This window comes from Pseudomonas sp. S2_C11 (assembly GCF_054668395.1).
Genome location: NZ_CP162765.1, coordinates 3,818,551 through 3,839,610, shown reverse-complemented (window position 1 = coordinate 3,839,610; position 21,060 = coordinate 3,818,551). Strand labels below are relative to the sequence as shown.

Annotated in this window: 23 protein-coding genes; 10 read left to right on the top strand and 13 right to left on the bottom strand. The window is 59.5% G+C overall.

The features are described 5' to 3' along the window. The first annotated feature begins 50 nt into the window (after positions 1-50). On the top strand, positions 51-1,175 hold the full coding sequence (locus tag AB4N48_RS17345; RefSeq protein ID WP_460094059.1) for a GNAT family N-acetyltransferase: 1,125 nt from the start codon (positions 51-53) through the stop codon (positions 1,173-1,175). Positions 1,176-1,293: 118 nt separating this feature from the next. Here the strand turns inward: AB4N48_RS17345 and AB4N48_RS17340 are convergent, their stop codons facing one another. The 4 genes from AB4N48_RS17340 to AB4N48_RS17325 form a co-directional block, all read right to left on the bottom strand. After that, positions 1,294-3,126: an ABC transporter ATP-binding protein gene (locus tag AB4N48_RS17340; protein WP_056783633.1), complete on the bottom strand. Its 1,833-nt coding sequence runs from the start codon at positions 3,124-3,126 to the stop codon at positions 1,294-1,296. Positions 3,127-3,214: 88 nt separating this feature from the next. Continuing rightward, positions 3,215-3,778, bottom strand: coding sequence for a peptidylprolyl isomerase (locus AB4N48_RS17335; RefSeq protein WP_460094057.1), 564 nt, complete (start codon positions 3,776-3,778; stop codon positions 3,215-3,217). A 3-nt stretch (positions 3,779-3,781) separates the two neighbouring features. Further along, positions 3,782-4,585: an alpha/beta fold hydrolase gene (locus AB4N48_RS17330; RefSeq protein WP_252885531.1), complete on the bottom strand. Its 804-nt coding sequence runs from the start codon at positions 4,583-4,585 to the stop codon at positions 3,782-3,784. Positions 4,586-4,599: 14 nt separating this feature from the next. Further along, complete coding sequence (locus AB4N48_RS17325) at positions 4,600-5,523, bottom strand: LysR family transcriptional regulator (RefSeq protein WP_016771199.1); 924 nt, start codon at positions 5,521-5,523, stop codon at positions 4,600-4,602. A gap of 49 nt (positions 5,524-5,572) precedes the next feature. On the opposite strand from AB4N48_RS17325, the gene AB4N48_RS17320 reads away from it, so the two are divergent. The 3 genes from AB4N48_RS17320 to AB4N48_RS17310 all read left to right on the top strand — a co-directional run bounded on the left by AB4N48_RS17320 (position 5,573) and on the right by AB4N48_RS17310 (position 8,299). Beyond that, positions 5,573-5,887: a hypothetical protein gene (locus AB4N48_RS17320; protein WP_016771198.1), complete on the top strand. Its 315-nt coding sequence runs from the start codon at positions 5,573-5,575 to the stop codon at positions 5,885-5,887. A gap of 232 nt (positions 5,888-6,119) precedes the next feature. Further along, complete coding sequence (locus tag AB4N48_RS17315; protein ID WP_041478822.1) at positions 6,120-6,719, top strand: FMN-dependent NADH-azoreductase; 600 nt, start codon at positions 6,120-6,122, stop codon at positions 6,717-6,719. Positions 6,720-7,432: 713 nt separating this feature from the next. Next, positions 7,433-8,299 carry a carboxylate/amino acid/amine transporter gene (locus AB4N48_RS17310; protein WP_460094056.1) on the top strand — a complete coding sequence of 289 codons (867 nt, stop codon included), beginning with the start codon at positions 7,433-7,435 and terminating at the stop codon, positions 8,297-8,299. Between the two features lie 106 nt (positions 8,300-8,405). On the opposite strand, the gene AB4N48_RS17305 is transcribed toward AB4N48_RS17310, so the two are convergent. After that, positions 8,406-9,704 (bottom strand): mechanosensitive ion channel family protein, encoded by a 1,299-nt coding sequence (locus tag AB4N48_RS17305; protein ID WP_460094054.1) that lies wholly within the window; start codon positions 9,702-9,704, stop codon positions 8,406-8,408. 191 nt (positions 9,705-9,895) lie between these two features. Between AB4N48_RS17305 and AB4N48_RS17300 the strand changes: the two genes are divergently transcribed. Next, entirely contained in the window at positions 9,896-11,236 is a 1,341-nt protein-coding gene (locus AB4N48_RS17300; protein ID WP_024012040.1) for a DEAD/DEAH box helicase, read from the top strand. Positions 11,237-11,287: 51 nt separating this feature from the next. On the opposite strand, the gene AB4N48_RS17295 is transcribed toward AB4N48_RS17300, so the two are convergent. The 4 genes from AB4N48_RS17295 to AB4N48_RS17280 all read right to left on the bottom strand — a co-directional run bounded on the left by AB4N48_RS17295 (position 11,288) and on the right by AB4N48_RS17280 (position 13,330). Then, entirely contained in the window at positions 11,288-11,563 is a 276-nt protein-coding gene (locus AB4N48_RS17295; RefSeq protein ID WP_041478956.1) for a hypothetical protein, read from the bottom strand. Positions 11,564-11,653: 90 nt separating this feature from the next. Then, positions 11,654-12,265 carry a Fic/DOC family protein gene (locus AB4N48_RS17290; RefSeq protein WP_460094052.1) on the bottom strand — a complete coding sequence of 204 codons (612 nt, stop codon included), beginning with the start codon at positions 12,263-12,265 and terminating at the stop codon, positions 11,654-11,656. Next, entirely contained in the window at positions 12,262-12,432 is a 171-nt protein-coding gene (locus tag AB4N48_RS17285; protein WP_143979047.1) for a YhfG family protein, read from the bottom strand. The genes AB4N48_RS17290 and AB4N48_RS17285 overlap by 4 nt, the downstream gene beginning before the upstream one ends. A 154-nt stretch (positions 12,433-12,586) precedes the next feature. Beyond that, positions 12,587-13,330 carry a DUF899 domain-containing protein gene (locus tag AB4N48_RS17280; protein ID WP_460094050.1) on the bottom strand — a complete coding sequence of 248 codons (744 nt, stop codon included), beginning with the start codon at positions 13,328-13,330 and terminating at the stop codon, positions 12,587-12,589. Between the two features lie 174 nt (positions 13,331-13,504). Here AB4N48_RS17280 and AB4N48_RS17275 point away from each other — a divergent pair, with 174 nt between their 5' ends. After that, positions 13,505-13,897 carry a transcriptional regulator gene (locus AB4N48_RS17275; RefSeq protein WP_095180673.1) on the top strand — a complete coding sequence of 131 codons (393 nt, stop codon included), beginning with the start codon at positions 13,505-13,507 and terminating at the stop codon, positions 13,895-13,897. A gap of 120 nt (positions 13,898-14,017) precedes the next feature. Here AB4N48_RS17275 and AB4N48_RS17270 read toward each other — a convergent pair whose 3' ends face one another. From AB4N48_RS17270 to AB4N48_RS17260, 3 genes are all read right to left on the bottom strand, one after another. Beyond that, positions 14,018-14,887, bottom strand: coding sequence for a DUF6279 family lipoprotein (locus AB4N48_RS17270; protein WP_460094049.1), 870 nt, complete (start codon positions 14,885-14,887; stop codon positions 14,018-14,020). Between the two features lie 77 nt (positions 14,888-14,964). Beyond that, positions 14,965-15,681, bottom strand: a complete 717-nt coding sequence (locus AB4N48_RS17265; RefSeq protein ID WP_150742422.1) for a TorF family putative porin — start codon at positions 15,679-15,681, stop codon at positions 14,965-14,967. A gap of 203 nt (positions 15,682-15,884) precedes the next feature. After that, a complete protein-coding gene (locus AB4N48_RS17260) occupies positions 15,885-16,073 on the bottom strand; it encodes a hypothetical protein (protein WP_016985943.1) in 189 nt (62 codons plus the stop codon). Between the two features lie 339 nt (positions 16,074-16,412). Between AB4N48_RS17260 and AB4N48_RS17255 the strand changes: the two genes are divergently transcribed. From AB4N48_RS17255 to AB4N48_RS17245, 3 genes are all read left to right on the top strand, one after another. Then, a complete protein-coding gene (locus AB4N48_RS17255; RefSeq protein WP_016771157.1) occupies positions 16,413-17,249 on the top strand; it encodes a CvfB family protein in 837 nt (278 codons plus the stop codon). A gap of 94 nt (positions 17,250-17,343) precedes the next feature. Further along, positions 17,344-17,736: a DUF2177 family protein gene (locus AB4N48_RS17250; protein ID WP_056783671.1), complete on the top strand. Its 393-nt coding sequence runs from the start codon at positions 17,344-17,346 to the stop codon at positions 17,734-17,736. A 253-nt stretch (positions 17,737-17,989) separates the two neighbouring features. Further along, positions 17,990-18,919: a DMT family transporter gene (locus AB4N48_RS17245; RefSeq protein WP_041478962.1), complete on the top strand. Its 930-nt coding sequence runs from the start codon at positions 17,990-17,992 to the stop codon at positions 18,917-18,919. Here AB4N48_RS17245 and AB4N48_RS17240 read toward each other — a convergent pair. Continuing rightward, entirely contained in the window at positions 18,867-20,039 is a 1,173-nt protein-coding gene (locus AB4N48_RS17240; protein WP_460094048.1) for an MFS transporter, read from the bottom strand. The two genes, AB4N48_RS17245 and AB4N48_RS17240, sit on opposite strands and share 53 nt — an antisense overlap. A 103-nt stretch (positions 20,040-20,142) precedes the next feature. Between AB4N48_RS17240 and ptrR the strand changes: the two genes are divergently transcribed. Continuing rightward, positions 20,143-21,036, top strand: coding sequence for a putrescine utilization regulator PtrR (gene ptrR / locus AB4N48_RS17235; RefSeq protein WP_056783676.1), 894 nt, complete (start codon positions 20,143-20,145; stop codon positions 21,034-21,036). Positions 21,037-21,060: the final 24 nt, after the last annotated feature.

Here is a 21,060-nt window from a genome sequence, read left to right as displayed (position 1 = left end):
GATCAGCGATACTCGCCGGGCTTTGTCGCCAAGCTGTGGAGTGCCAGTGAATGCCGTTGCAACGCCTGCAAGACCTGTCAGAAATCGCCCCGGCAAGCTGGGATGCGCTGGTGCCGGACAACCAGCCGTTCCTGCGTCACGCCTTTCTCAGCGCGCTGGAAGACAGCGGCAGTGTCGGCCCGCATTCGGGCTGGCAGCCCGAACATTTACTGCACATCGAAGATGATCGACTGATCGCCGCACTGCCCAGTTATCGCAAGTGGCATTCCTACGGCGAGTACGTCTTCGATCACGGCTGGGCCGATGCCTGCGCGCGTGCCGGCATCGATTACTACCCCAAACTCCTGACTGCTGTGCCCTTCAGCCCGGTCAGCGGTCCGCGCTTGCTGGCGGCGAAGGTCGAGGACGGTTTCGAACTGCTGAAAAGCCTGCCGGGCTATTTGCAGATCGAAGAACTGTCCAGCGCGCACATCAATTTCACCGATCCGTTTACCGATGCGGCGATGGCCGAGCAGCCGGGCTGGCTGCAGCGCATCGGCTGTCAATATCACTGGCAGAACCGTGGTTACCGCGACTTTCAGGATTTTCTCGACGCCCTCAGTTCGCGCAAGCGCAAGCAGATGCGCAAGGAACGCGAGCAGGTGGCGGGGCAGGGCTTCGAGTTCGAGTGGCTGGAGGGGCGAGAGCTGGGCGAGGCGCAGTGGGATTTCGTGTACGCCTGCTATGCCAACACTTATGCGGTGCGGCGTCAGGCGCCGTACCTGACGCGCGAGTTCTTCAGCCTGCTGGCCGAACGTATGCCCGAAGCGATTCGCGTGGTCTTGGCCAAACAGGGCTCCCGGCCGGTGGCGATGGCGTTCAGTGTGGTCGGTGGCGACAGTTTCTACGGGCGTTATTGGGGCTGCCTGGCCGAGTTTGATCGGCTGCATTTCGAGACGTGTTTTTATCAGGGCATGGATTACGCGATTGCCCATGGCATCCAGCGTTTCGATGCCGGGGCGCAGGGCGAGCACAAGTTGATTCGCGGCTTCGAACCGGTGATCACCCATTCCTGGCATTACCTGCGCCATCCGGGGTTGAAGGCAGCGGTAAAAGATTTCCTGCAACAGGAACGCGCCGGCATCCTCGCCTATGCCGAAGAAGCGAAAACCGCCTTGCCCTATCGCCAAGCATAGATCCCTGTGGGAGCGAGCCTGCTCGCGAAAGCGTCGGGTCAGTTGACGAATTTGTCGCTGATCCACCGCATTCGCGAGCAGGCTCGCTCCCACAGTTTTTTCACCGCACCGCCAGGCATCAGTCGATGCCGACAAACCCGCCGGTCTGGTGCGCCCACAAGCGCGCATACAAGCCGCGATGGGCGAGCAGTTCGGCGTGGGTGCCGCTCTCGGCGATCTTGCCGTTTTCCAGCACCACGAGGCGATCCATGCGCGCGATGGTCGAGAGACGGTGGGCGATGGCGATCACGGTTTTGCCCTGCATCAAGGTCTCGAGGCTTTCCTGAATCGCTGCTTCGACTTCCGAATCCAGTGCTGAGGTGGCTTCGTCCATGATCAGGATCGGCGCGTCCTTGAGCAGTACCCGCGCAATCGCGATGCGCTGGCGCTGACCACCCGACAGTTTCACCCCGCGCTCACCGACATGCGCGTCGAAACCGGTGCGGCCTTCAGCGTCGGACAGCAGTGGAATGAACTCATCGGCGCGAGCCTTGTGCACCGCCTCCCACAGTTCAGCGTCGGTGGCGTCGGGTTTGCCGTAAAGCAAGTTGTCGCGGATCGAGCGGTGCAACAGCGAGGTGTCCTGAGTGATCATGCCGATCCGCGCACGCAGGCTTTCCTGGCCGACTTCGGCAATGTTCTGCCCATCGATCAGGATGCGCCCGCCCTCGACGTCGTACAGGCGCAGCAACAGGTTGACCAAGGTTGATTTGCCGGCGCCGGACGGGCCGATCAAGCCGATTTTCTCCCCCGGTTTTATCGTCAGATTGAGGTCGCCGATGATGCCTTTCTTCTTGCCGTAGTGAAAATCCACGTGCTCGAAACGCACTTCGCCCGAGGCCACGGCCAGCGGTTTGGCCTGCTCGCGGTCGGTGACGCTGACCGGTTGCGAAATGGTGCGCAGACCGTCCTGGACCATGCCGATGTTTTCGAAAATGCCGGTGACCACCCACATGATCCAGCCGGACATGTTGACGATGCGAATCACCAGGCCGGTGGCCAGGGCAATCGCGCCGACGGTGATCAGCGACTGCGTCCACAGCCACAATGCCAGCGCGGTGGTGCCGACGATCAGCAGGCCGTTCATGGTGGTAATCGCCACGTCCATGCTGGTCACCACGCGACCGGCCATCTGCGCTTTGACGGTCTGTTCCTCGATCGCTTCCTTGGCGTAGTGCTGTTCGAAGTTGGTGTGAGCGAACAGTTTCAGCGTGGCGATGTTGGTGTAGCCGTCGACGATACGGCCCATCAATTTCGAGCGCGCGTCAGAGGCTTCCACCGAACGCTCTTTCACGCGCGGCACGAAGTAATACAGCGCGCCGATGTAGGCGACGATCCAGGTCAGCAACGGGATCATCAGGCGCCAGTCGGCCTCGGCGAACAGCACCAGCGAGCTGATCGCATAGATCACCACGTGCCACAGCGCGTCCACCGCTTGCACGGCGGAATCGCGCAGCGAGTTGCCGGTCTGCATGATGCGCTGGGCGATGCGCCCGGCGAAGTCGTTCTGGAAGAAATTCAGGCTCTGCTTGAGCACGTAACTGTGGTTCTGCCAGCGGATCATGCTGGTCATGCCCGGGCTCAGGGTCTGATGCACCAGCAGGTCGTGCAGAGCAAAGAAGATCGGTCGCAGCACCAGAGCGACCACCAGCATCCAGGTCAATTCGAGGGCGTGGTCGCTGAAGAAATTCGGGTTGGGCGTGCCTTGCGCCAGATCGATGATGCGGCTCAGGTAACTGAACAGCGCAACCTCAATCAATGAGGCAAACAGGCCGATAACAAGCAGGGCAGCGAAACTCGGCCAGACCTGCTTCAGGTAATAGACGTAGAAGGGCCAGACGCGGTCCGGCGGGGACGCCGTCGGGGCGTCGCGGAAGATATCGATAAGTTGTTCGAAACGGCGATAGAGCATCAGATAACCGCCCGGAATCCGGGCTCTCCTTTTATCAGTGCGAGCGGCGCAGGCTCAGCCCGGCGCCGCTCGATATGCCCGGCGAAACTCAGTCGATGCGCTTGGCCGACTTGATGATCACAGGGTCGACAGGCACGTTTTGCATGCCGCTTTTGGTGGTGGTCTGCGAGTTGACGATGACGTCTACGACGTCCATGCCCTTGACCACTTTGGCGAACACCGCGTAACCGGCGTCACGGCCCGGATCGAGGAATGCATTGTCGGCAACGTTGATAAAGAACTGGCTGGTCGCCGAGTCAGGAATGGAAGTACGCGCCATCGACAGGGTGCCACGAACGTTGTGCAGGCCATTGCTGGCTTCGTTCTTGATCGGCGCCTTGGTGTCTTTCTGTTGCATCTGCTGGGTGAAGCCGCCGCCCTGAGCCATGAAGCCCGGGATCACGCGGTGGAAAATGGTGTTGTTGTAGAAACCGCTGTCGACGTATTCAAGGAAGTTCTTCGTGCTGATCGGTGCCTTGACCGGGTCCAGTTCGATTTCGATCTGGCCGTTGGTGGTGTCCAGCAGCACGTGGGGCGCCTTGGCCGGGGTAGCAGCCATCAGGTTGGCGGCAAACAGTACGGAGCCGGCGGCGAGGGCGAGTTTTTTCAGCATGGGTCAGTGATCCTGAGAGTGAAGGTCGGCTGTGGCGAGAAAATCCAGCAGCGTGTGATTGAAGCGTTCGGGTTGATCGAGCGGGGTGGCATGGCGCGAGTCGTCAATGACCACCAGCCGCGCATCCGGCAGCAGTTTTACATAGGTTTCTTTTAACGCCACCGGTGTGTAATCACGGTCGGCGCTGATGACGAGCGTTGGACAGGACACCCGGGAAAGTCGTTCCTGAACGCCCCAGCCCACGATCGCATCGAAGCTGGCGAGATAAGCACGTTTGTCGTTTTTTGCCCAGCGTTCGGCCATTTTCCGTCGCAGATCGGCCTGTTCCGGCTTGGGGAAAAGTTTGCTGCCGAGGGCTTTGCCGATGGTTTCCAGGCTGAGCAGGCGCATCAGGCTCCAGCGTTTGAACCACTGCCAGTAGTCGTCGCGGGTGCGCAATTTGACTTGTGGCGCGCTGTTGACGATGGTCAGGCTCTTGAGCACCTGCGGCTGATCGACGGCCAGCTGAAAACCGATCATCCCGCCCATCGACAGCCCGACGTAGTGCACCGGGCCGAGGCGCAGGTGCTCGATCAAGGCCAGCAGGTCGGCGCTGAACCCGGCAATGCTGTAGCGCTCGCGGGGTTTGTCCGAGCGCCCGTGGCCGCGAATGTCCGGGACGATCACCCGGTAGTGGGCGGCCAGCGCCGGGATCTGCATTTCCCAGTCCAGGGTGCTCGAGCCGAGCCCGTGAACCAGCAGCAACGGCGCACCGTGGCCATATTCCTCGTAGTGCAGGTTGCAACCTTCGTGCTCGAAATACGCCATCGGTGAACTCCGTGTCAGGCTTGTTCAGGTGCGGCGAACGGTGCGTCCAGCGGCAAGGTGTCGAAGGTGCGCAGCAGTTCGATGAGGATCTGCGTGGCCGGGCCCAGGGGTTTGTCCTTGTTCGAATACAGATAGAAGCTCGAATTGCGGCTGCCGCCTCGATCCAACGGTAGCAGCTTGAGCGAACCATCCTTCAATTCGCGGTCGATCATGTGTCGCGGTAGCCAGGCAAAACCCAGGCCGCTGCTGACAAAGGTCGCGGCGGTGGCAAGGCTGCCGACGGTCCAGCGCTGCTCGGCGCCGAGCCAGCCGACATCGCGCGGCTGCTGGCGGCCGGAGTCGCGGATCACCACTTGCATCTGGGTTTCCAGATCCTGAAAGCTCAGCTCGCGATTGAGCCGATGCAGCGGATGATCAGGATGGGCGACGGCGACGAATTCGACGTCGCTCAACTCCGCGCCGAGGTAGCCCGGAATGCTCAGGCCGGTGATCGCCAGATCCGCGACGCCTTCGAGCAGCACTTCCTCGACCCCCGACAACACTTCCTCGCGCAGACGAACGCGGCAGCCGCGACTCTGCGGCATGAACGCGGTCAGCGCGCGGACGATCCGCGCGCTCGGGTAGGCCGCATCCACCACCAGCCGCACTTCCGCTTCCCAGCCTTGCTCCATGTGATGGGCGAGGTCTTCGAGTTGGCTGGCCTGTTTGACCAATTGCCGCGAACGGCGCAACAACACGCCGCCGGCCTCGGTGAGCACGGCTTTGCGCCCGTCGATGCGCAGCAACGGCACGCCGAGCTGATCCTGCATGCGGGCGACGGTGTAGCTGACCGACGATTGCGAACGGTGCAGGGCCTCGGCGGCCTGGGCGAATCCGCCGTGGTCGACCACGGCCTGCAATGTTCGCCATTGATCAAGGGTCACGCGGGGCGCTTTCATCAATAGCTCCTCTTGTCCTAAGCTGGCCGTCCCTCATGGAGACTGCCGAATGAAAAAATTCTGTTGTGTGGTGCTGGCGCTGCTGCCGTTGACCGCGTTTGCCTATCCGATCGATGTGCAAAAGGATCTCAACGGCATGAAGATCGACTACGAGACTTACGACACGGACAACGACATCGGCTCGATCCGCGTGGCCAATTACGGTGACGTCGATGCGACCTGCCGTGCGGTGTTCAGCAACGGCCCGGAAGCACCGCGCACCCGCAGCATCGATGTCCCGGCCGGCAAGCATAAAAACGCCACGGCCAAGTTCACCCGCGAGATCATCAAGCTGCGCATCAAACTGACCTGCACCCCGAAATAACGCTATTACCCTGTGGGAGCGAGCCTGCTCGCGAAGACGGAGTGTCATCCAGAGATGATGTGACTGACATTCCGCTTTCGCGAGCAGGCTCGCTCCCACAGGGGATATGGGTTTAGCTTATAAACGAATTTATCGATGGATTACAGCGGATATTTGCGCTTTTTCATCGATTCGACTCTGTTTAACCTTCACTCCATCGACTTACAACATTCTCGGATGGAGGCTACACACCATGTCCCGCGTTCTGATCATCGAAAGCAGTGCCCGCCAGCAAGATTCGGTTTCCCGTCAACTGACCCAGACCTTCATCGCTCAGTGGAAAGCCGCGCACCCTGCCGATCAGATCACCGTGCGTGACCTCGCCGCCAACCCGGTGCCGCACCTGGACGCCAACTTGCTGGGCGGCTGGATGAAGCCCGCCGAACAGCGCAACGACAGCGAACAGGCGTCGTTGGATCGCTCCAACCAATTGACTGATGAGCTGCTCGCCGCCGACGTGCTGGTGATGGCTGCACCGATGTACAACTTTGCGATCCCGAGCACGCTCAAGGCCTGGCTTGATCATGTGCTGCGTGCCGGGGTGACCTTCAAGTACACCGAAACCGGCCCGCAAGGTCTGCTCAGCGGCAAGCGCGCCTTTGTTCTGACTGCTCGCGGTGGTGTGTATGCCGGTGGTCCTGCGGATCATCAGGAACCGTACTTGCGGCAGGTGATGGGTTTCATCGGGATCAACGACGTGACCTTTATCCATGCCGAGGGCATGAACCTGGGCGGTGACTTCCAGGAGAAGGGCCTGAATCAGGCCAACGCCAAATTGTCTCAGGTCGCTTGATCGGTTAATCGCCAGATAATCGCCGATTGTTTAAGTGACCTGGCGCAACCCCTTCAAGGTTCCACGCGCATCGAACCTCCCTTTGCACTTTTGCTCCTGAGTGCTGTAGCCCGATTGAACGCTTTAGCGAGATCGGGCTTTTTTTTGTCTGGGTTTTCTTGGCGGCCTTTGGGCCGACCAGGCTCTTGGGGTTTTGGGTGAATATCCGTTACTGCGGTGTTGCGGCTGGCGGTTCCGCTCTTACAGCGGGTCACTTTGGCAAACGCCCCAAAGTAACCAAAGGTCTGTGCCCCAACGTTCGGCCCGCTCGCTGGGGCTCGGGGTTCCTTCGCTGCGGGATCGATCCGGGCGCAGCGGCTCCGGTTTGCTTCGCTGCACCTCCTTCCGCTGTGTCTGGCTGCGCCAGACGGTCGCTGCGCTCCCACGCCCGGATCAATCCCTCCGCTCAGCCTGCCGACGGGGCGGGTGGATCAAGATCAAGAGCGGTACTCGAGCTTGCGCTCATTGTGTTGAGCGGTGGAGGGCCGGTTTTTGGCTTCTTTGGATTCGATGCGGTATTTCATGTCGGCGTAGCTTGCCCAACCACCTCGGTCAGTCCCCTCTCCCCTCCGGGAGAGGGCTAGGGTGAGGGGCTTTTGATTCCGGCGCCGTTTGCTGTTGGAGCCCATCCGAAAAACCGCTATCGTCGCCGCCATTCGATTTTCGAGGCGAGCATGGGCTATCTACTTTTTGTCACGCTGATCCAGGCGTTTTCCTTCAGTCTGATCGGCGAATACCTGGCTGGGCATGTCGACAGTTACTTTGCGGTGCTGGTCCGTGTGTTGCTGGCCGGGCTGGTGTTTATTCCGTTGACGCGCTGGCGTTCGGTGGAGCCGGCGTTCATGCGTGGCATGTTGCTGATCGGCGCGTTGCAGTTCGGGGTGACTTACGTCTGCCTGTACCTGAGCTTCCGTGTGCTGACGGTGCCGGAGGTGTTGCTGTTCACGATTCTCACGCCGCTGCACGTGACGTTGATCGAAGACGCGCTGAACCGCCGCTTCAACCCGTGGGCATTGATTGCTGCGCTGGTAGCAGTCGGGGGTGCGGCAGTGATTCGCTTCGACAGCATCAGTCCCGACTTCTTCATGGGCTTTCTGCTGCTGCAACTGGCCAACTTCACTTATGCCGCCGGGCAGGTCCTCTACAAGCATCTGGTGGCGAAGCATCCGAGTGACCTGCCGCATTACCGCCGTTTCGGTTATTTCTACCTCGGTGCATTGGCGGTTGTGCTGCCAGCGTTCCTGTTGTTCGGCAAGTCGAACTTTCTACCGGAAGCGCCGCTGCAATGGGCGGTGTTGCTGTTTCTCGGTCTGGTCTCGACTGCGTTGGGTCTGTACTGGTGGAACAAGGGCGCGTGCATGGTCAACGGCGGAACACTGGCGGTGATGAACAACCTGCACGTGCCGGTGGGGTTGCTGTTGAATCTGCTGATCTGGAATCAGCATGAGGAACTGGGGCGGTTGTTCCTTGGCGGGGGTGTGATTCTGGCAGCGGTGTGGATCAGTCGGTTGGGCATCCGCAAATCCCCGGCCGCCGCATAACCCCTGTGGGAGCGAGCCTGCTCGCGAAGGCGTTGGGTCAGATAAGTATGGGGCGACTGACACATTGCATTCGCGAGCAGGCTCGCTCCTACATTTGATCTTTGGGTTACATCAGGTGTTTTTCCGGCTCGGGAATACTCGCCGAGCCCAACACCGCTGGCAGCAAGCCTGCGCGCAAATCCCCGCCACTCGGCTGTTGATACAGGCTCAACCCGAACTCCGGCAACACAGCCAGCAGGTAATCGAAAATATCCCCCTGAATCCGCTCGTAATCGGCCCACACCGTGGTGCGGGTGAAGCAGTAGATTTCCAGCGGAATGCCCTGCGCGGTGGTCTGCATCTGCCGGACCATGCAGGTCATGTTCGGCTGAATCTCCGGATGACTCTTCAGATACGCCAGCGCATACGCGCGGAAGGTGCCGATATTGGTCATGCGGCGGCGGTTGGCTGACATGGCTGCGACATTGCCCTGCGCTTCGTTCCAAGCCTTGAGCTCGGCTTTCTTGCGGCCCATGTAGTCGGTCAGCAGGTGCACCTGCGAAAGCTTTTCTTCCTCGTCGTCGCGGATGAAGCGCACGCCGCTGGCATCGATGAACAGGCTGCGCTTGATCCGCCGACCGCCGGACTGCTGCATGCCGCGCCAGTTCTTGAACGACTCGGACATCAGCCGCCAGGTCGGGATCGAGACGATCGTCTTGTCGAAGTTCTGCACTTTGACCGTGTGCAACGTGATGTCGACCACGTCGCCATCGGCGCCGACTTGTGGCATCTCGATCCAGTCGCCGACCCGCAGCATGTCGTTGCTGGTCAGCTGCACGCTGGCGACGAACGACAGCAGCGTGTCCTTGTAGACCAACAGAATCACCGCCGACATCGCACCCAGGCCCGACAACAGCAACAGCGGCGAGCGGTCGATCAGGGTGGCGACGATGATGATCGCGCCGAACACGTACAAAACCATTTTCGCCAGTTGCACGTAGCCTTTGATCGAGCGTGTACGCGCATGCTCGGTGCGCGCGTAGATGTCGAGCAGGGCGTTGAGCAGGGCGCTGACCGCCAGCAGCAGGAACAGAATGGTGAAGGCCAGCGCGACGTTGCCGAGGAAATTCATCGCGGTTTTGCTCAGCTCCGGCACTAGGTGCAGGCCGAACTGGATCACCAGCGACGGCGTCATCTGCGCCAGTCGTTGATACACCTTGTTGTGGCGAAAGTCGTTGATCCAGTGCAGCGCCGGTTGGCGGCCGAGCATGCGACTGGCGTGCAGGATCAGGTAACGCGCCACTCGCCCGAGCACCAGCGCGATGACCAGCAGCACCAGCAGCGCCAGTCCCGATTGCAGAAGTGGGTGCTCTTCGAGCGTGCCCCAGAGGCCTTGGGCTTTGAGCCAGAGCTGTTTGATATCCATGAGCGAAACGTTTCTTCTGTAAGACGCGAGGGCCGATTAGAGCATTTAAGACGCTGTGTATTGCAGCGAGTGACAAATCGGGCAACAAAAAAATCACTGATTGTCGCCGTTTGCACAAAGAAACTCGGCCTGAGCGCTCGAAACCGGTAACCTATGCAGCTGTTTTTTTGCATATCTTCGAGGTAGCACCCGTGTTTTCCCAATTCGCCCTGCACGAACGCCTGCTCAAAGCCGTGGCCGAGCTGAAATTTGTCGAGCCAACGCCAGTGCAAGCCGCGGCCATCCCGCTGGCGCTCCAGGGGCGTGATCTGCGGGTGACGGCGCAAACCGGTAGCGGCAAAACCGCCGCTTTCGTCCTGCCGATCCTCAATCGCCTGATCGGCCCGGCGAAGATCCGCGTCAGCATCAAGACGCTGATCCTGCTGCCAACCCGTGAGCTGGCCCAGCAGACTTTGAAGGAAGTCGAACGCTTCTCGCAGTTCACCTTCATCAAGTCCGGCCTGATCACTGGCGGCGAAGACTTCAAGGTGCAGGCCGCCATGCTGCGCAAAGTGCCGGACATCCTCATCGGCACCCCGGGGCGGATGATCGAGCAGCTCAACGCCGGCAACCTCGACCTGAAAGAAGTCGAAGTGCTGGTGCTCGACGAAGCCGACCGCATGCTCGACATGGGTTTCGCCGAAGACGTGCAGCGTCTGGTCGATGAGTGCCCGAACCGTCAGCAGACCATGCTGTTCTCCGCGACCACCGGCGGTTCCGGCCTGCGCGAAATGATCGCCAAGGTCCTGAACAACCCTGAGCACCTGCAGCTCAACGCCGTCAGCCAGCTCAACTCGACGACTCGTCAGCAAATCATCACCGCCGACCACAATCAGCACAAAGAGCAGATTGTGAACTGGCTGCTGGCCAACGAGACCTACCAGAAGGCCATCGTCTTCACCAACACTCGCGCCATGGCCGACCGCATCTACGGCCGCCTCGTGGCCCAGGAATACAAGGCGTTCGTGCTGCACGGCGAGAAAGACCAGAAGGATCGCAAACTGGCGATCGATCGACTGAAACAGGGCGGCGTAAAGATCCTCGTCGCGACTGACGTTGCGGCCCGTGGTCTGGACGTCGACGGTCTGGATCTGGTGATCAACTTCGACATGCCACGCAGCGGCGACGAGTACGTGCACCGCATCGGTCGTACCGGCCGCGCCGGCAACGATGGCCTGGCGATCTCGCTGATCTGCCACGGCGACTGGAACCTGATGTCGAGCATCGAGCGCTACCTGAAGCAAAGCTTCGAGCGCCGCACCATCAAGGAAGTCAAAGGCACCTACGGCGGGCCGAAAAAGGTCAAGGCCTCGGGCAAAGCCGTCGGCGTGAAGAAGAAAAAGACCGACGCCAAGGGCGACAAGAAGAAAACCGCCGCCAAGACGCCGACCAAGCGCAAGAGCGTCAACCGTCCAAAGCCGGATTCCTTGGTCAGCAGCGACGGCATGGCCCCGCTCAAGCGTCGCAAGCCAGCAGAACCTGCGGCTGAGTAAGCTTTAGAACGCGCATAAAAAAACCGGACAATGTCCGGTTTTTTTTCGTCCTCAACTGTCGGCTTTTTTCTCCGCCGATCCCAGTTCCTTCAAACGCTGATCGATCAACTGGCACTTGTCCGGCAGATCGGCGCTGGCCGTGCCCAGATCCATTTTCTGCAACTCGGCGTTAATCTCCTTGGCTTTTTCCGGATTCTGCTCGGTGAGCTTTGAGACTTCCTTGGCCAGTTGTTCGCGTTTGATCGTCGCCTCTTCCGGCGTGCAAGCCCAGACGGGCAGGGCGCAGGCGAGAGTGGCGGCGAGGGAGAGCTTGATCAGGATTTTCATGGGCAGGCCTCAGTTCCGGTTAAGGCGGGTTAACCGGTTGAGGGCTGAAGCGTGGCAAAAGTTCAGTAAGCTTCGCAGGAGGAATGCGGATCAAAAGTTCGCTTCAGCTATCGACGTGCCGATGCAGTGATCAAAGATATCGACAAGAGGTTGCTCAACTCCGTAAAAGGAGTGAATGCATGCGTCAATCCACCCTTGGCGATCCACCGAATGCCAATCGATCGAATAACCTGCGTTGTAAATGATGTATTCAAAGACAATACGCTGGGTTCGTCCGTTACCCTCTCTGAACGGGTGGGCAACGTTGATATTTCCATACATTTCGGCCACTGAGTGGATGAGGTGATCACGTGAGTAGTCCTCGAACCAGCCTGCATTGGCCATTTTCGAAAACTCTTTTGCGACCTCGCGCTCAATGAATTCCGGGCTGCAAAAACGGGTGTTGCCCTTGCTGATTGCCAGCGTGCGGATTTCACCCGCCCAAGAATAGACTTTGTCGAACAAGGTGCGGTGAACGTTTTTCAACGTAGCAAGACTGTATGGGGGTGGAATGAACTCCAGTTTCGCAGCAGCTAATTCGTTGATATAGCGCTCCGCTTCGTCCAAATCCTCTGCGGTGCGCAAATCGAGCAGATTGATGAGTACGTCTGAGTCCGGATAGCAATCCGGGGCTTGGTCAGCACCGTATTTGTCATTACTCAAACTTTTACGTGCCTGACGGCTTTCAGGGCAGCCTCCCGAGTAGGGAGTTTGATTTCGCCATCGCAAGGTGAAGGAGCGAAGCCTTCCAGGCGCAAGCTGGCTGCGAAGTTGGCTCTGCGATGCTTGGCGAACCAGATTTTCTTGGTTTCTAAACTCAGCTTTTCCATCTTGCCCCCTCAATGTCAGGTGCGCCTATTGTAGCGGAGGAATGTCCGAAGGGCCCCGATGACTTAGCATCGCACATTCGCAAGGGCTGTAGAATCCGCTCGTCGGGCCTCTCTGGGTAGAAGTGCACCGGACGAGTCCATGCACGGATTGCGCTCAAGATCGCTGCTCACCATGACAGCAACCCGACTTCGGCACACCGTCATACCGATCATGATGTCGCACCCATTCCATGATCTCGTCTTCATTCCTGCCCTTGGGCGTCAGATCAAGGTAGTGGTAAGCGCCGACCAGCATGTCCAGACCGCGTGCGTACGTTGAATAGGTGTGAAAAATCTCGCCTTCGTCATTGCGATAAAACACGCTCAGCCCCGGCATTTCTTCCTCGGCGCTGTCGGTTTTTTCGTAATTGTAGGTAGCCTTGCCCTCGGCGACATCTTCAGCCCGGGCGCAGACGCCGAAGTCGTAATTGAAATCGCAACCTTCTGACGAAACCCAGTCGAATTTCCAGCCCATGCGTTGTTTGAACGCCTGAAACTCGTTGAACGGCGCGTGGGAAACTGCAACCACCGCGACGTCGTGGTGGGCCAGGTGCTGGTTGGCGCCATCAATGTGGTCACTGAGGAACGAGCAGCCCTGGCAGCCTTGCTCCCAGTCTTTGGCAAACATGAAGTGATAGATGACCAACTGGCTGTTGTTGCCGAACAGGTCATTGAGCTTCAGTTCGCCGTTCGGACTTTGGAAGTGATAGTCCTTGTCGACTTTCACCCACGGCAGGGCGCGGCGCTCGGCGCTGAGGCGATCGCGTTCTCGGGTGAAGGCTTTTTCGTGGGCCAGATGCTGTTGACGGGCAGCGAGCCATTCTTCGCGTGATACCACCGGATGGTTTGCAACGTTCATGACCATGTCTCCTGCGGGTTGAACCGGCTGTTTCAGCCTAGTCGTTTAACCCGGAAGAGAATCGACAGACCGCCGGTCGGTCGCCGCGAAGATATGCGGCTGAACGGCTGCGCAGCGCTTGGGTCACAACCTTTGAAAGCGGCACAAATCACCCGCACCGGAGGTTGAACCAGGATGACAACTTATAACTGGGATTTGATTGAACGTTTGCTGCATGAAGTGCAGAACAGCGCTGGACAGAGCTTCGCTCCCCGCGCTTATGCCGAAGCCTACGCGGCCGAGAAAGCCAGCGCCGGCGAGCCGATCGAGAATCTCGACCATTTGAAAACGCTGGCCTGTGAGTATGAAAGTCTGCTGCTTGACCGTGGTTATATCGAGCCGCGTCCGGATCATGAAGGCAGTACCGGCAACAATTTCATTCTGACGCAGCGCGGTTCCAGCCTGCTGAGCCTGATCGACAGCAGCATCCCCGGCAACGACCACCCGCGTCAGGTGCTGGATGAGCAGGAGGATGCGCTGGATGAGGTGACGTTTGATGAAGTCGCTTCAAAGGCTCAAATCGCCTGAGCCAGCGAAATCCCCCTGTGGGAGCGAGCCTGCTCGCGAATACGGTTTGTCAGTGACATTGAACTGTCTGATACACCGCTTTCGCGAGCAGGCTCGCTCCCACATTGGATTCCAGTAATCTCAAGGTTTCTGAGCGGCCTTGAGACATTTCAGGTCATTGAAGTCTTTACGCACTCTCTCGATTTTCTTCAACAACCGCTCACGCTGTTGCGGCGTGCTCTGCGCCATCAGATCGACAAACAGCGAGCGCGCCTGGGCTTCGGTGTTGGCGTAGGCCTTGCGGTAATCTGCTGTCCATAAGCGCTCGCGGTTGACCAGAAGCGTCTCGATGCGTTGTGGGAATTCGGGGCTTTGGCGTTGCGCAACGGCGGCACTGAACTGTTGCTGCCAGTGCGCGCGGTTGGCGATCCATTGGGTGTTCTGGTCGCCCAAGGCATTGGTCCAGGCCACGACGCGTTGTTTCTGTGAATCACTGAGCGGTCCTAGCCAATCGTTCAGGCGTTTTTCCATGCGCTCGCCGCGTTCCTTGATCTGTTGGGCCAACGGCGGTTTCACGTATTCCTGCTGACGTTTGCGCAAATCCTTGGCAAACGCGTCGTTCATTTCTGCGACCTGTTTATCGTCCAGGCCTTGCAACAGCTCGATGGCCGAAGGGGTGATTTCCCGGGCGGTTTCGGCAATGGCCTGCTTGGCTTCGGCGGTGCGCTCCTGTAGCGCGGCGTCGCTGACCTGATTGCTCTCGACCATGGCCTGCAAACGGTCCAGCCAGTCGAGGTAACCGGGTAACTGCGTGGTGCAGTGCCAGCTCAGATGTTCCTTGAGCCGTTCGTTGAACCAGTCTTTCTGCTCGCCGTTCATGTCCACGTAGTCACTCAGCGACCATGGAATAATCACGTCGAGGTTGCGGTAGGCAAGGCCCACGCGGCTGCAAGCGCCGAGGGCGAGGGTGAAGATGAGCAGGGCGGCAATCTGTTTGAACCAGCGAGACATGGGCAAATCCTTGCGAAAGCCTGGCGTCGGAAATCTGATTCTTATGTGATGCAGGATGCGCGCGGCAGTTCAGCCGATCAATAGAACGTGCGTACAGCCTTGAGGGTGACGAGGCCGTCGCACTCGCTGTTGTGCCCGGAATAGGCCGAGCAATCGCTGCCGCTGAGGCTGGAATTGCTGTAGATCAGATCGAGATCGACACCCATGAATGGTCGCGACAGCTTCACCGACCAATCGGTGAAACTGCTGACATAACCACCGTCCACCGCCACCGGTGTGTTCAATTGGTGCGTGGTGTATTTCATGCTCACGCCGATGCCGAACGGCTGATTGCCAGTGAGGTCGGCAAACAAGGTGTTGTTCTGTTTATCCGGGTCGTTGCTCAGGGCAATGCCGAAGCGACTGCCGAGCAGAGTCAGACCGCCGAACAGCTCCTGGCTGTCGAGGGTGTCCACGCGGGGATAGCTGTAATGGATCATCCCGACTTCATAGCCGAGCACCTGATCGAAAGGTTGCTTGAAGCCGACGTAGGAATCGATCTCGAGGTTCTTGCCCGGGCTGATGCCCATGCTCGGCGCGTACTGGCCGAAATACACGCCGCTGTCGTGGCTCAGATCAAGGCCACCGTGGAACGAGCCGACCGCCGCCGGCTTGACCAGGCCCTGGGCCATGCTGCGGCTGGGCGTGGTGCCGAGCTTGAGATCGAAGTCACCCAGTTCGCCCTGAAAAACCTGCGCGTGCGCGGTCGCGCCTGACAGCAGGCTGACGAACAATAAACAGGGAAATGGGCGCATGCGTCACTCCATGAACCGCGAGCGCAGGGCGAAGGCCTGCTGAAACGCTTGATCTAGACGCGTGCAAGGATACCGGCGAATGCCCGGCATTGATGGCCGTTCGTCGATTTTCGGGAATTTTTGTTTAAAGCGAAGGGGTGTTGCGCGGTGCCAGTCCAGGCGCTTCGAAGCTCAAAGCGCCTCTGGACGGGGTAAAACCGGTGTTACTTCTTGCCCAGGCTGATCTGCTTGGACGGGCCGAATGTCTGGCCACTGACGCCTTTGGCAATTTGCTGGATCTCGCCGCCGGACTTGAGGAATGCTGCGATCTGATCGTTGATCGATTCGCTGGTTTCAACGGCTGGAGCTGGCTTTGCTTTGCTGGTGGATGCTTTTACACGCATGGCGGCCATTAACCTTTAGAAAAGTAACTCGGCCAGGCATCGTACAGGAATAACTTGACAATAGCTTGGTAAATATCCCCCGGAATAACCAACCGCAGCGCTGCATTATTGCCGGTTCGACACTATTAATGTTTCGCTAACTCCCTGTTTTAAATAAGAACATCGCGCGAGTGTGAGGCGATTGCGCACAGCCGCAAGCCGCCCGGCCGGACTGACGAGCGGCACCTCACCGGGCAGTGATCAAGCAAAATCAACACGTTGAAGCAGATTTTCCGCTGCGTGGATCTGTCGCCCGACGTCTGCGGCAAAAACGGGTAGAATGCCGCCGACGTATTGAGGGTTTCGGAAATGGCTTTAGTCGGGCGTTACAACAGTTTGCAAGTGGTTAAACACACTAACTTCGGTTTATATCTGGACGGCGGTGCCGATGGCGAAATTCTTTTGCCCAACCGTTATATCCCCAAAGATATTCCCAGCGAAGATGAAGACTGGCTCAACGTATTCATCTATCTGGACAGCGAAGACAAACTTCTCGCCACCACGGAAAAACCCAAAGTTCAGGTCGGCGAGTTTGCCAGCCTGAAAGTGGTTGAAGTCAACAGCATCGGCGTGTTCCTCGACTGGGGCCTGCCGAAAGATCTGTTGCTGCCGTACTCGGAAGAAAAGCGCCAGATGACCGCTGGCGAATACTGCGTGGTGCACGTCTACCTCGACAAACACACGCGCCGCATCACCGCCACCGCGCGTCTTGATCGTTACCTCGACAAAACCCCGGCCACCTACAGCCCGGGCCAGGAAGTTGATCTGCTGGTGGCCGAAGCCACTGACATGGGCTTCAAGGCGATCATCAATAACAAGCATTGGGGCTTGATCCACAAGAACGAAATCTTCAAGTTCATGCGTTCGGGCATGCGCGAGAAAGGCTTCATCAAGGAAGTGCGCGCCGACGGCAAGATCAGCCTGAGCCTGCAACCGGTTGGCCAGGAAGCGGCGAGCAGCCTGAGTTCGAAGATCCTCGGCAAGTTGCGCGAAAACGACGGCACCCTGGCGGTCAGCGACAAGAGTGATCCGGCGTTGATCAGCAGCCTGTTCGGCGTCAGCAAGGGCAACTTCAAGAAAGCCATCGGCTCGCTGTACAAGGAAGGCAAGATCGTCATTCACGCCGATCGCATTGAACTAACCTGACTCACCGCAGGCCCATGTAGAAGCTGCCGAAGGCTGCGATCTTTTGATCTTGATCTTGAAAGTCGGCGGCTCCCACATCTAAAGGGGTGAGCCAATGAAAAAGGCGCTGATCGCATACGTCTCGACGCTACTGACGTTTCTGCTGCTCGATGGGATCTGGCTCGGGCTGCTGATGGCGCCGACCTATCGCGAACTGCTCGGTTCGCTGATGCTGGATAAACCGCTGCTGTTGCCCGCAGCGGTTTTTTATTGCCTGTACGTTATTGGCTGCGTGGTATTCGTGGTCTTGCCGGCGCTGAGCTGGCAGCGAGCGGCGAAGCTGGGTGCGCTGTTGGGGCTGGTGGCGTACGGCACTTATGACCTGACCAATTGGGCGACATTGCGCGACTGGTCGGTGCAGGTGAGTTTGATGGACTGGGCGTGGGGGACAGTGGCGACGGCCGTTGCTTGCACGGTGGGTTATTTGGTGGCGCAGCGGTTTGCCTGAGCTGCTCCGGCAGTTGTGTTGGCAATGCTGGCCTCTTCGCGAGCGGGCTCGTTCCCACGTGTTCACCGAACCCTCTGTGGGAGCGGGCTTGCCCGCGAATGACGGCGCAGCCGTCAACCATTCAGCGCTGACGCCACTGACCAAATAAAGGTCTTTTCCAGACGGCTTTTTCCGCGCATCTGATTGATAATCCCCGACACTGTTTTCTGACCATTGGATGGCCTGCCATGTTGTGTGTGTTCGAGGTGTTGCGGTGAGTGCCGAGCGGCGCAATGCCGACGGTTTTGCCCTGCAAGTGATGATCGGCCTGTGCCTGATCTGGGGTGTGCAGCAAGTCCTGATCAAATGGGCGGCGACTGACATCGCGCCGGTCATGCAAGCGGCAGGGCGTTCAGGAATCTCGGCTTTGTTGGTCGGTTTGCTGATCTGCTGGAAGGGCGGCTGGGATCAGGTCGGCAGCACCTGGCGCGGCGGTTTGCTGGCCGGTGCGCTGTTTGGTCTGGAATTCCTGTTCATCGCCGAAGGCCTGCAACTGACCACCGCCGCGCACATGTCGGTGTTCCTCTATACCGCGCCGATCTTCACCGCACTCGGCGTGCATTTCCTGCTGGCCAGCGAGCGGTTGCGCCCGCTGCAATGGCTGGGGATTCTGCTGGCGTTCATCGGCATTGCGATTGCCTTCGCTGGCGGTGTGTCGTGGGACAACCTTGATCGGCGCATGCTGCTGGGCGATGCCTTCGGCGTATTGGCCGGCGCTTGTTGGGGCGCGACCACCGTAGTGGTGCGGGCCTCGCGACTGTCGGAAGCGCCGGTGACATTGACCCTGTTCTATCAGTTGCTGGTCGGTTTCATCGGCCTGCTGTTGATCGCGCTGTTCAGCGGCCAGATCACCCACGTCAGCCTGACCACCGTGGCGGTGGCCAGTGTGCTGTTCCAGGGCCTGGTGGTGTCGTTCTTCAGTTACCTGGTGTGGTTCTGGCTGCTGCGCCGTTATCTGGCGGCCAACCTTGCGGTGTTTTCGTTCATGACGCCGTTGTTCGGCGTGACCTTCGGCGTGCTGCTGCTCGGCGAACAGTTGAGTCTGAACTTCGTCATCGGCGCCGTGCTGGTGCTGCTCGGCATCACTTTCGTCAGCGCCGAGCAGTGGCTGCGTCGGCGTTTGCGCAAGGCGCTGGGCCAGTAGCCTTCGCCAGCGCGCCGGCCAGCAACAGGCCGGCACCGGCGATCAGCAGCGCCGGCTGCAAGCCGCCGCTGAAATGGCTGCTCAGCGCCGCCAGCAGCGGGCCGCTGAGCTGGCCGACAGCGAAGCACGCCGTGAGCATCCCGGCGTTGCGCTGAGTGGCGTGGGGCGCCAGCTCTCGCGAGCGCTGCATGACCAATTGCATGCAGGCTAGAAACGGCGTGCCGCAGAGGATCACCCCCAACGCCAGGCCGAGGCCGCTGCCCAGCAGACAGGCGAACACTCCGGCCGCTTGCAGCCACAACGTCGCCATCAGCCAGTGCCGCGTGGTCTCGGGATCATGCCGACGCAAGCTCACCAGCCACACACCGATCGCCGCGCCGAGGCCAAAGCACGGCCAGAACAGATCCGCCTGCCACTGGCCATGAAACTGTGCGTTGGCCATCTGCGACAGGAACGTTGCCGGAATGATGTAGCCGATGCCGTACAGCGCATACACCAGCGCCAGCCGGCCAATGCCTCGATTCGCTGTGTTCATATGCATTGTCGCTGGCCTCGCAACCGCCGTGGGCTCCGGCAACAACCGCCAAACGCCGAGCATCATCAGCAACGCAGCCGCCGCGTAAATCAGCCAAAGGGTTGCCGATGTCTGCTGCAAGCGATGTGAGACCAGCGCCAGCAAGCCTGTGAGAAAAATCCCCAGCCCCGGCCCGGCAAAAACCAGAGCACCCCAGCGCGGGCGACCCGCTGCCGCCGCCAGCGGCTGACTGAGCGAAGTAATCATCACCAGCACCCAGGCGCTCGCCACCCCGGTACCAAAACGCAACAGCAAGTGCGACCAGAAACCGTTGGCCCAGAACGACGCCAGGGTCAGCAGCACGCACAGCCACAGCCCGCCATGCAATCGCCGCTGCACCTGCTGCGGCCGCTGGGCGAACATCGCATCCACAGCACCAAGCAGATAGCCAAAGTAGTTGGCCGCCGCGATCAGCCCGGCAGCGGTGAGGTCGATCTGCCCTTCGCTGAGCAGGTGCGGCATCTGTGGCGTCAGGGCGAAACGGCCGATGCCCATGGCCATCATCAGGGCAATGAAACAGGCGGATAAACGTATCAGCGGCGACATGGTCGGGCTTCCTTCAAGGCAGCAATGACCGTCAGGCTAGGATCGATTGACTTTCTTTAAAATTGAATAATAGTGAGTAACTTGTTCTGTTCAGGAGAAAGCAGTGGAATTCAGCCAACTGCGGATATTTCAGGCGGTCGCCGAGGAAGGCTCGATCACCCGCGCCGCCGAGCGCCTGCATCGTGTGCCGTCGAATCTGTCGACGCGCCTGAAACAGCTCGAGGAGCAGCTGGGTGTCGAATTGTTCGTGCGCGAACGGCAGCGTTTGCAGTTGTCGCCGGCGGGCAAGGTGCTGCTCGACTACACCGGCAAACTCTTCGCTCTGCGCGATCAGGCCAGTGCGGCGGTGATGGGCGGGCAACCGGCCGGCGACTTCGTGCTGGGCACCATGTACAGCACGGCGGCGATTCATCTGCCGGCGTTGCTGGCGCGTTATCACAAGCAATACCCGACAGTGAATTTGCAGGTGCAATCGGCGCCGACCGGCGAACTGCTCGAAGGTTTGCTCACCGGTCGCCTTGACGCGGCATTGGTCGACGGACCGCTGCAACTGGCCGGGCTCGATGGCGTGCCGTTGTGCGAGGAACGGCTGGTGCTGATCACTGAAATCGACCATCCGCCAGTACGCACCGCGCGGGACGTGGAAGGGCGCTCGGTGTTCACTTTTCGCCAGGGTTGTTCATATCGCATGCGCCTGGAGGCATGGTTCTCTCACTACCATGCAGCAATGGGCCGGCCGATGGAGATCGAGTCGTATCAGGGCATGCTCGCCTGTGTGATTGCCGGCAGTGGTGTGGCGTTGATGGCCGAGTCGATGCTGGCCAGCCTGCCGGGTCGCGAAAGCGTCGCGGTGCATCCGTTGGCCGAGCCGTTCGCGGGTGCGACAACATGGCTCATGTGGCGCAAGGGTATGGCCGGGGCCAACCTGAATGCCTGGATCGACGTGCAGCAAGCGGTCTATCCCGTGGCTTTGCATGAAGTGCGGGAAACCGCGTGAACCAATCGCAACAGATTCTGTTCA

What these genes read in the sequence shown, in the direction of transcription:
- AB4N48_RS17345 (WP_460094059.1), top strand. Translation starts at nt 51, where the DNA reads ATGCCGTTGCAACGCCTGCAAGACCTGTCAGAAATCGCCCCGGCAAGC.
- AB4N48_RS17340 (WP_056783633.1), bottom strand. Translation starts at nt 3,126, where the DNA reads ATGCTCTATCGCCGTTTCGAACAACTTATCGATATCTTCCGCGACGCC.
- AB4N48_RS17335 (WP_460094057.1), bottom strand. Translation starts at nt 3,778, where the DNA reads ATGCTGAAAAAACTCGCCCTCGCCGCCGGCTCCGTACTGTTTGCCGCC.
- AB4N48_RS17330 (WP_252885531.1), bottom strand. Translation starts at nt 4,585, where the DNA reads ATGGCGTATTTCGAGCACGAAGGTTGCAACCTGCACTACGAGGAATAT.
- AB4N48_RS17325 (WP_016771199.1), bottom strand. Translation starts at nt 5,523, where the DNA reads ATGAAAGCGCCCCGCGTGACCCTTGATCAATGGCGAACATTGCAGGCC.
- AB4N48_RS17320 (WP_016771198.1), top strand. Translation starts at nt 5,573, where the DNA reads ATGAAAAAATTCTGTTGTGTGGTGCTGGCGCTGCTGCCGTTGACCGCG.
- AB4N48_RS17315 (WP_041478822.1), top strand. Translation starts at nt 6,120, where the DNA reads ATGTCCCGCGTTCTGATCATCGAAAGCAGTGCCCGCCAGCAAGATTCG.
- AB4N48_RS17310 (WP_460094056.1), top strand. Translation starts at nt 7,433, where the DNA reads ATGGGCTATCTACTTTTTGTCACGCTGATCCAGGCGTTTTCCTTCAGT.
- AB4N48_RS17305 (WP_460094054.1), bottom strand. Translation starts at nt 9,704, where the DNA reads ATGGATATCAAACAGCTCTGGCTCAAAGCCCAAGGCCTCTGGGGCACG.
- AB4N48_RS17295 (WP_041478956.1), bottom strand. Translation starts at nt 11,563, where the DNA reads ATGAAAATCCTGATCAAGCTCTCCCTCGCCGCCACTCTCGCCTGCGCC.
- AB4N48_RS17285 (WP_143979047.1), bottom strand. Translation starts at nt 12,432, where the DNA reads ATGGAAAAGCTGAGTTTAGAAACCAAGAAAATCTGGTTCGCCAAGCAT.
- AB4N48_RS17280 (WP_460094050.1), bottom strand. Translation starts at nt 13,330, where the DNA reads ATGAACGTTGCAAACCATCCGGTGGTATCACGCGAAGAATGGCTCGCT.
- AB4N48_RS17275 (WP_095180673.1), top strand. Translation starts at nt 13,505, where the DNA reads ATGACAACTTATAACTGGGATTTGATTGAACGTTTGCTGCATGAAGTG.
- AB4N48_RS17270 (WP_460094049.1), bottom strand. Translation starts at nt 14,887, where the DNA reads ATGTCTCGCTGGTTCAAACAGATTGCCGCCCTGCTCATCTTCACCCTC.
- AB4N48_RS17265 (WP_150742422.1), bottom strand. Translation starts at nt 15,681, where the DNA reads ATGCGCCCATTTCCCTGTTTATTGTTCGTCAGCCTGCTGTCAGGCGCG.
- AB4N48_RS17260 (WP_016985943.1), bottom strand. Translation starts at nt 16,073, where the DNA reads ATGGCCGCCATGCGTGTAAAAGCATCCACCAGCAAAGCAAAGCCAGCT.
- AB4N48_RS17255 (WP_016771157.1), top strand. Translation starts at nt 16,413, where the DNA reads ATGGCTTTAGTCGGGCGTTACAACAGTTTGCAAGTGGTTAAACACACT.
- AB4N48_RS17250 (WP_056783671.1), top strand. Translation starts at nt 17,344, where the DNA reads ATGAAAAAGGCGCTGATCGCATACGTCTCGACGCTACTGACGTTTCTG.
- AB4N48_RS17240 (WP_460094048.1), bottom strand. Translation starts at nt 20,039, where the DNA reads ATGTCGCCGCTGATACGTTTATCCGCCTGTTTCATTGCCCTGATGATG.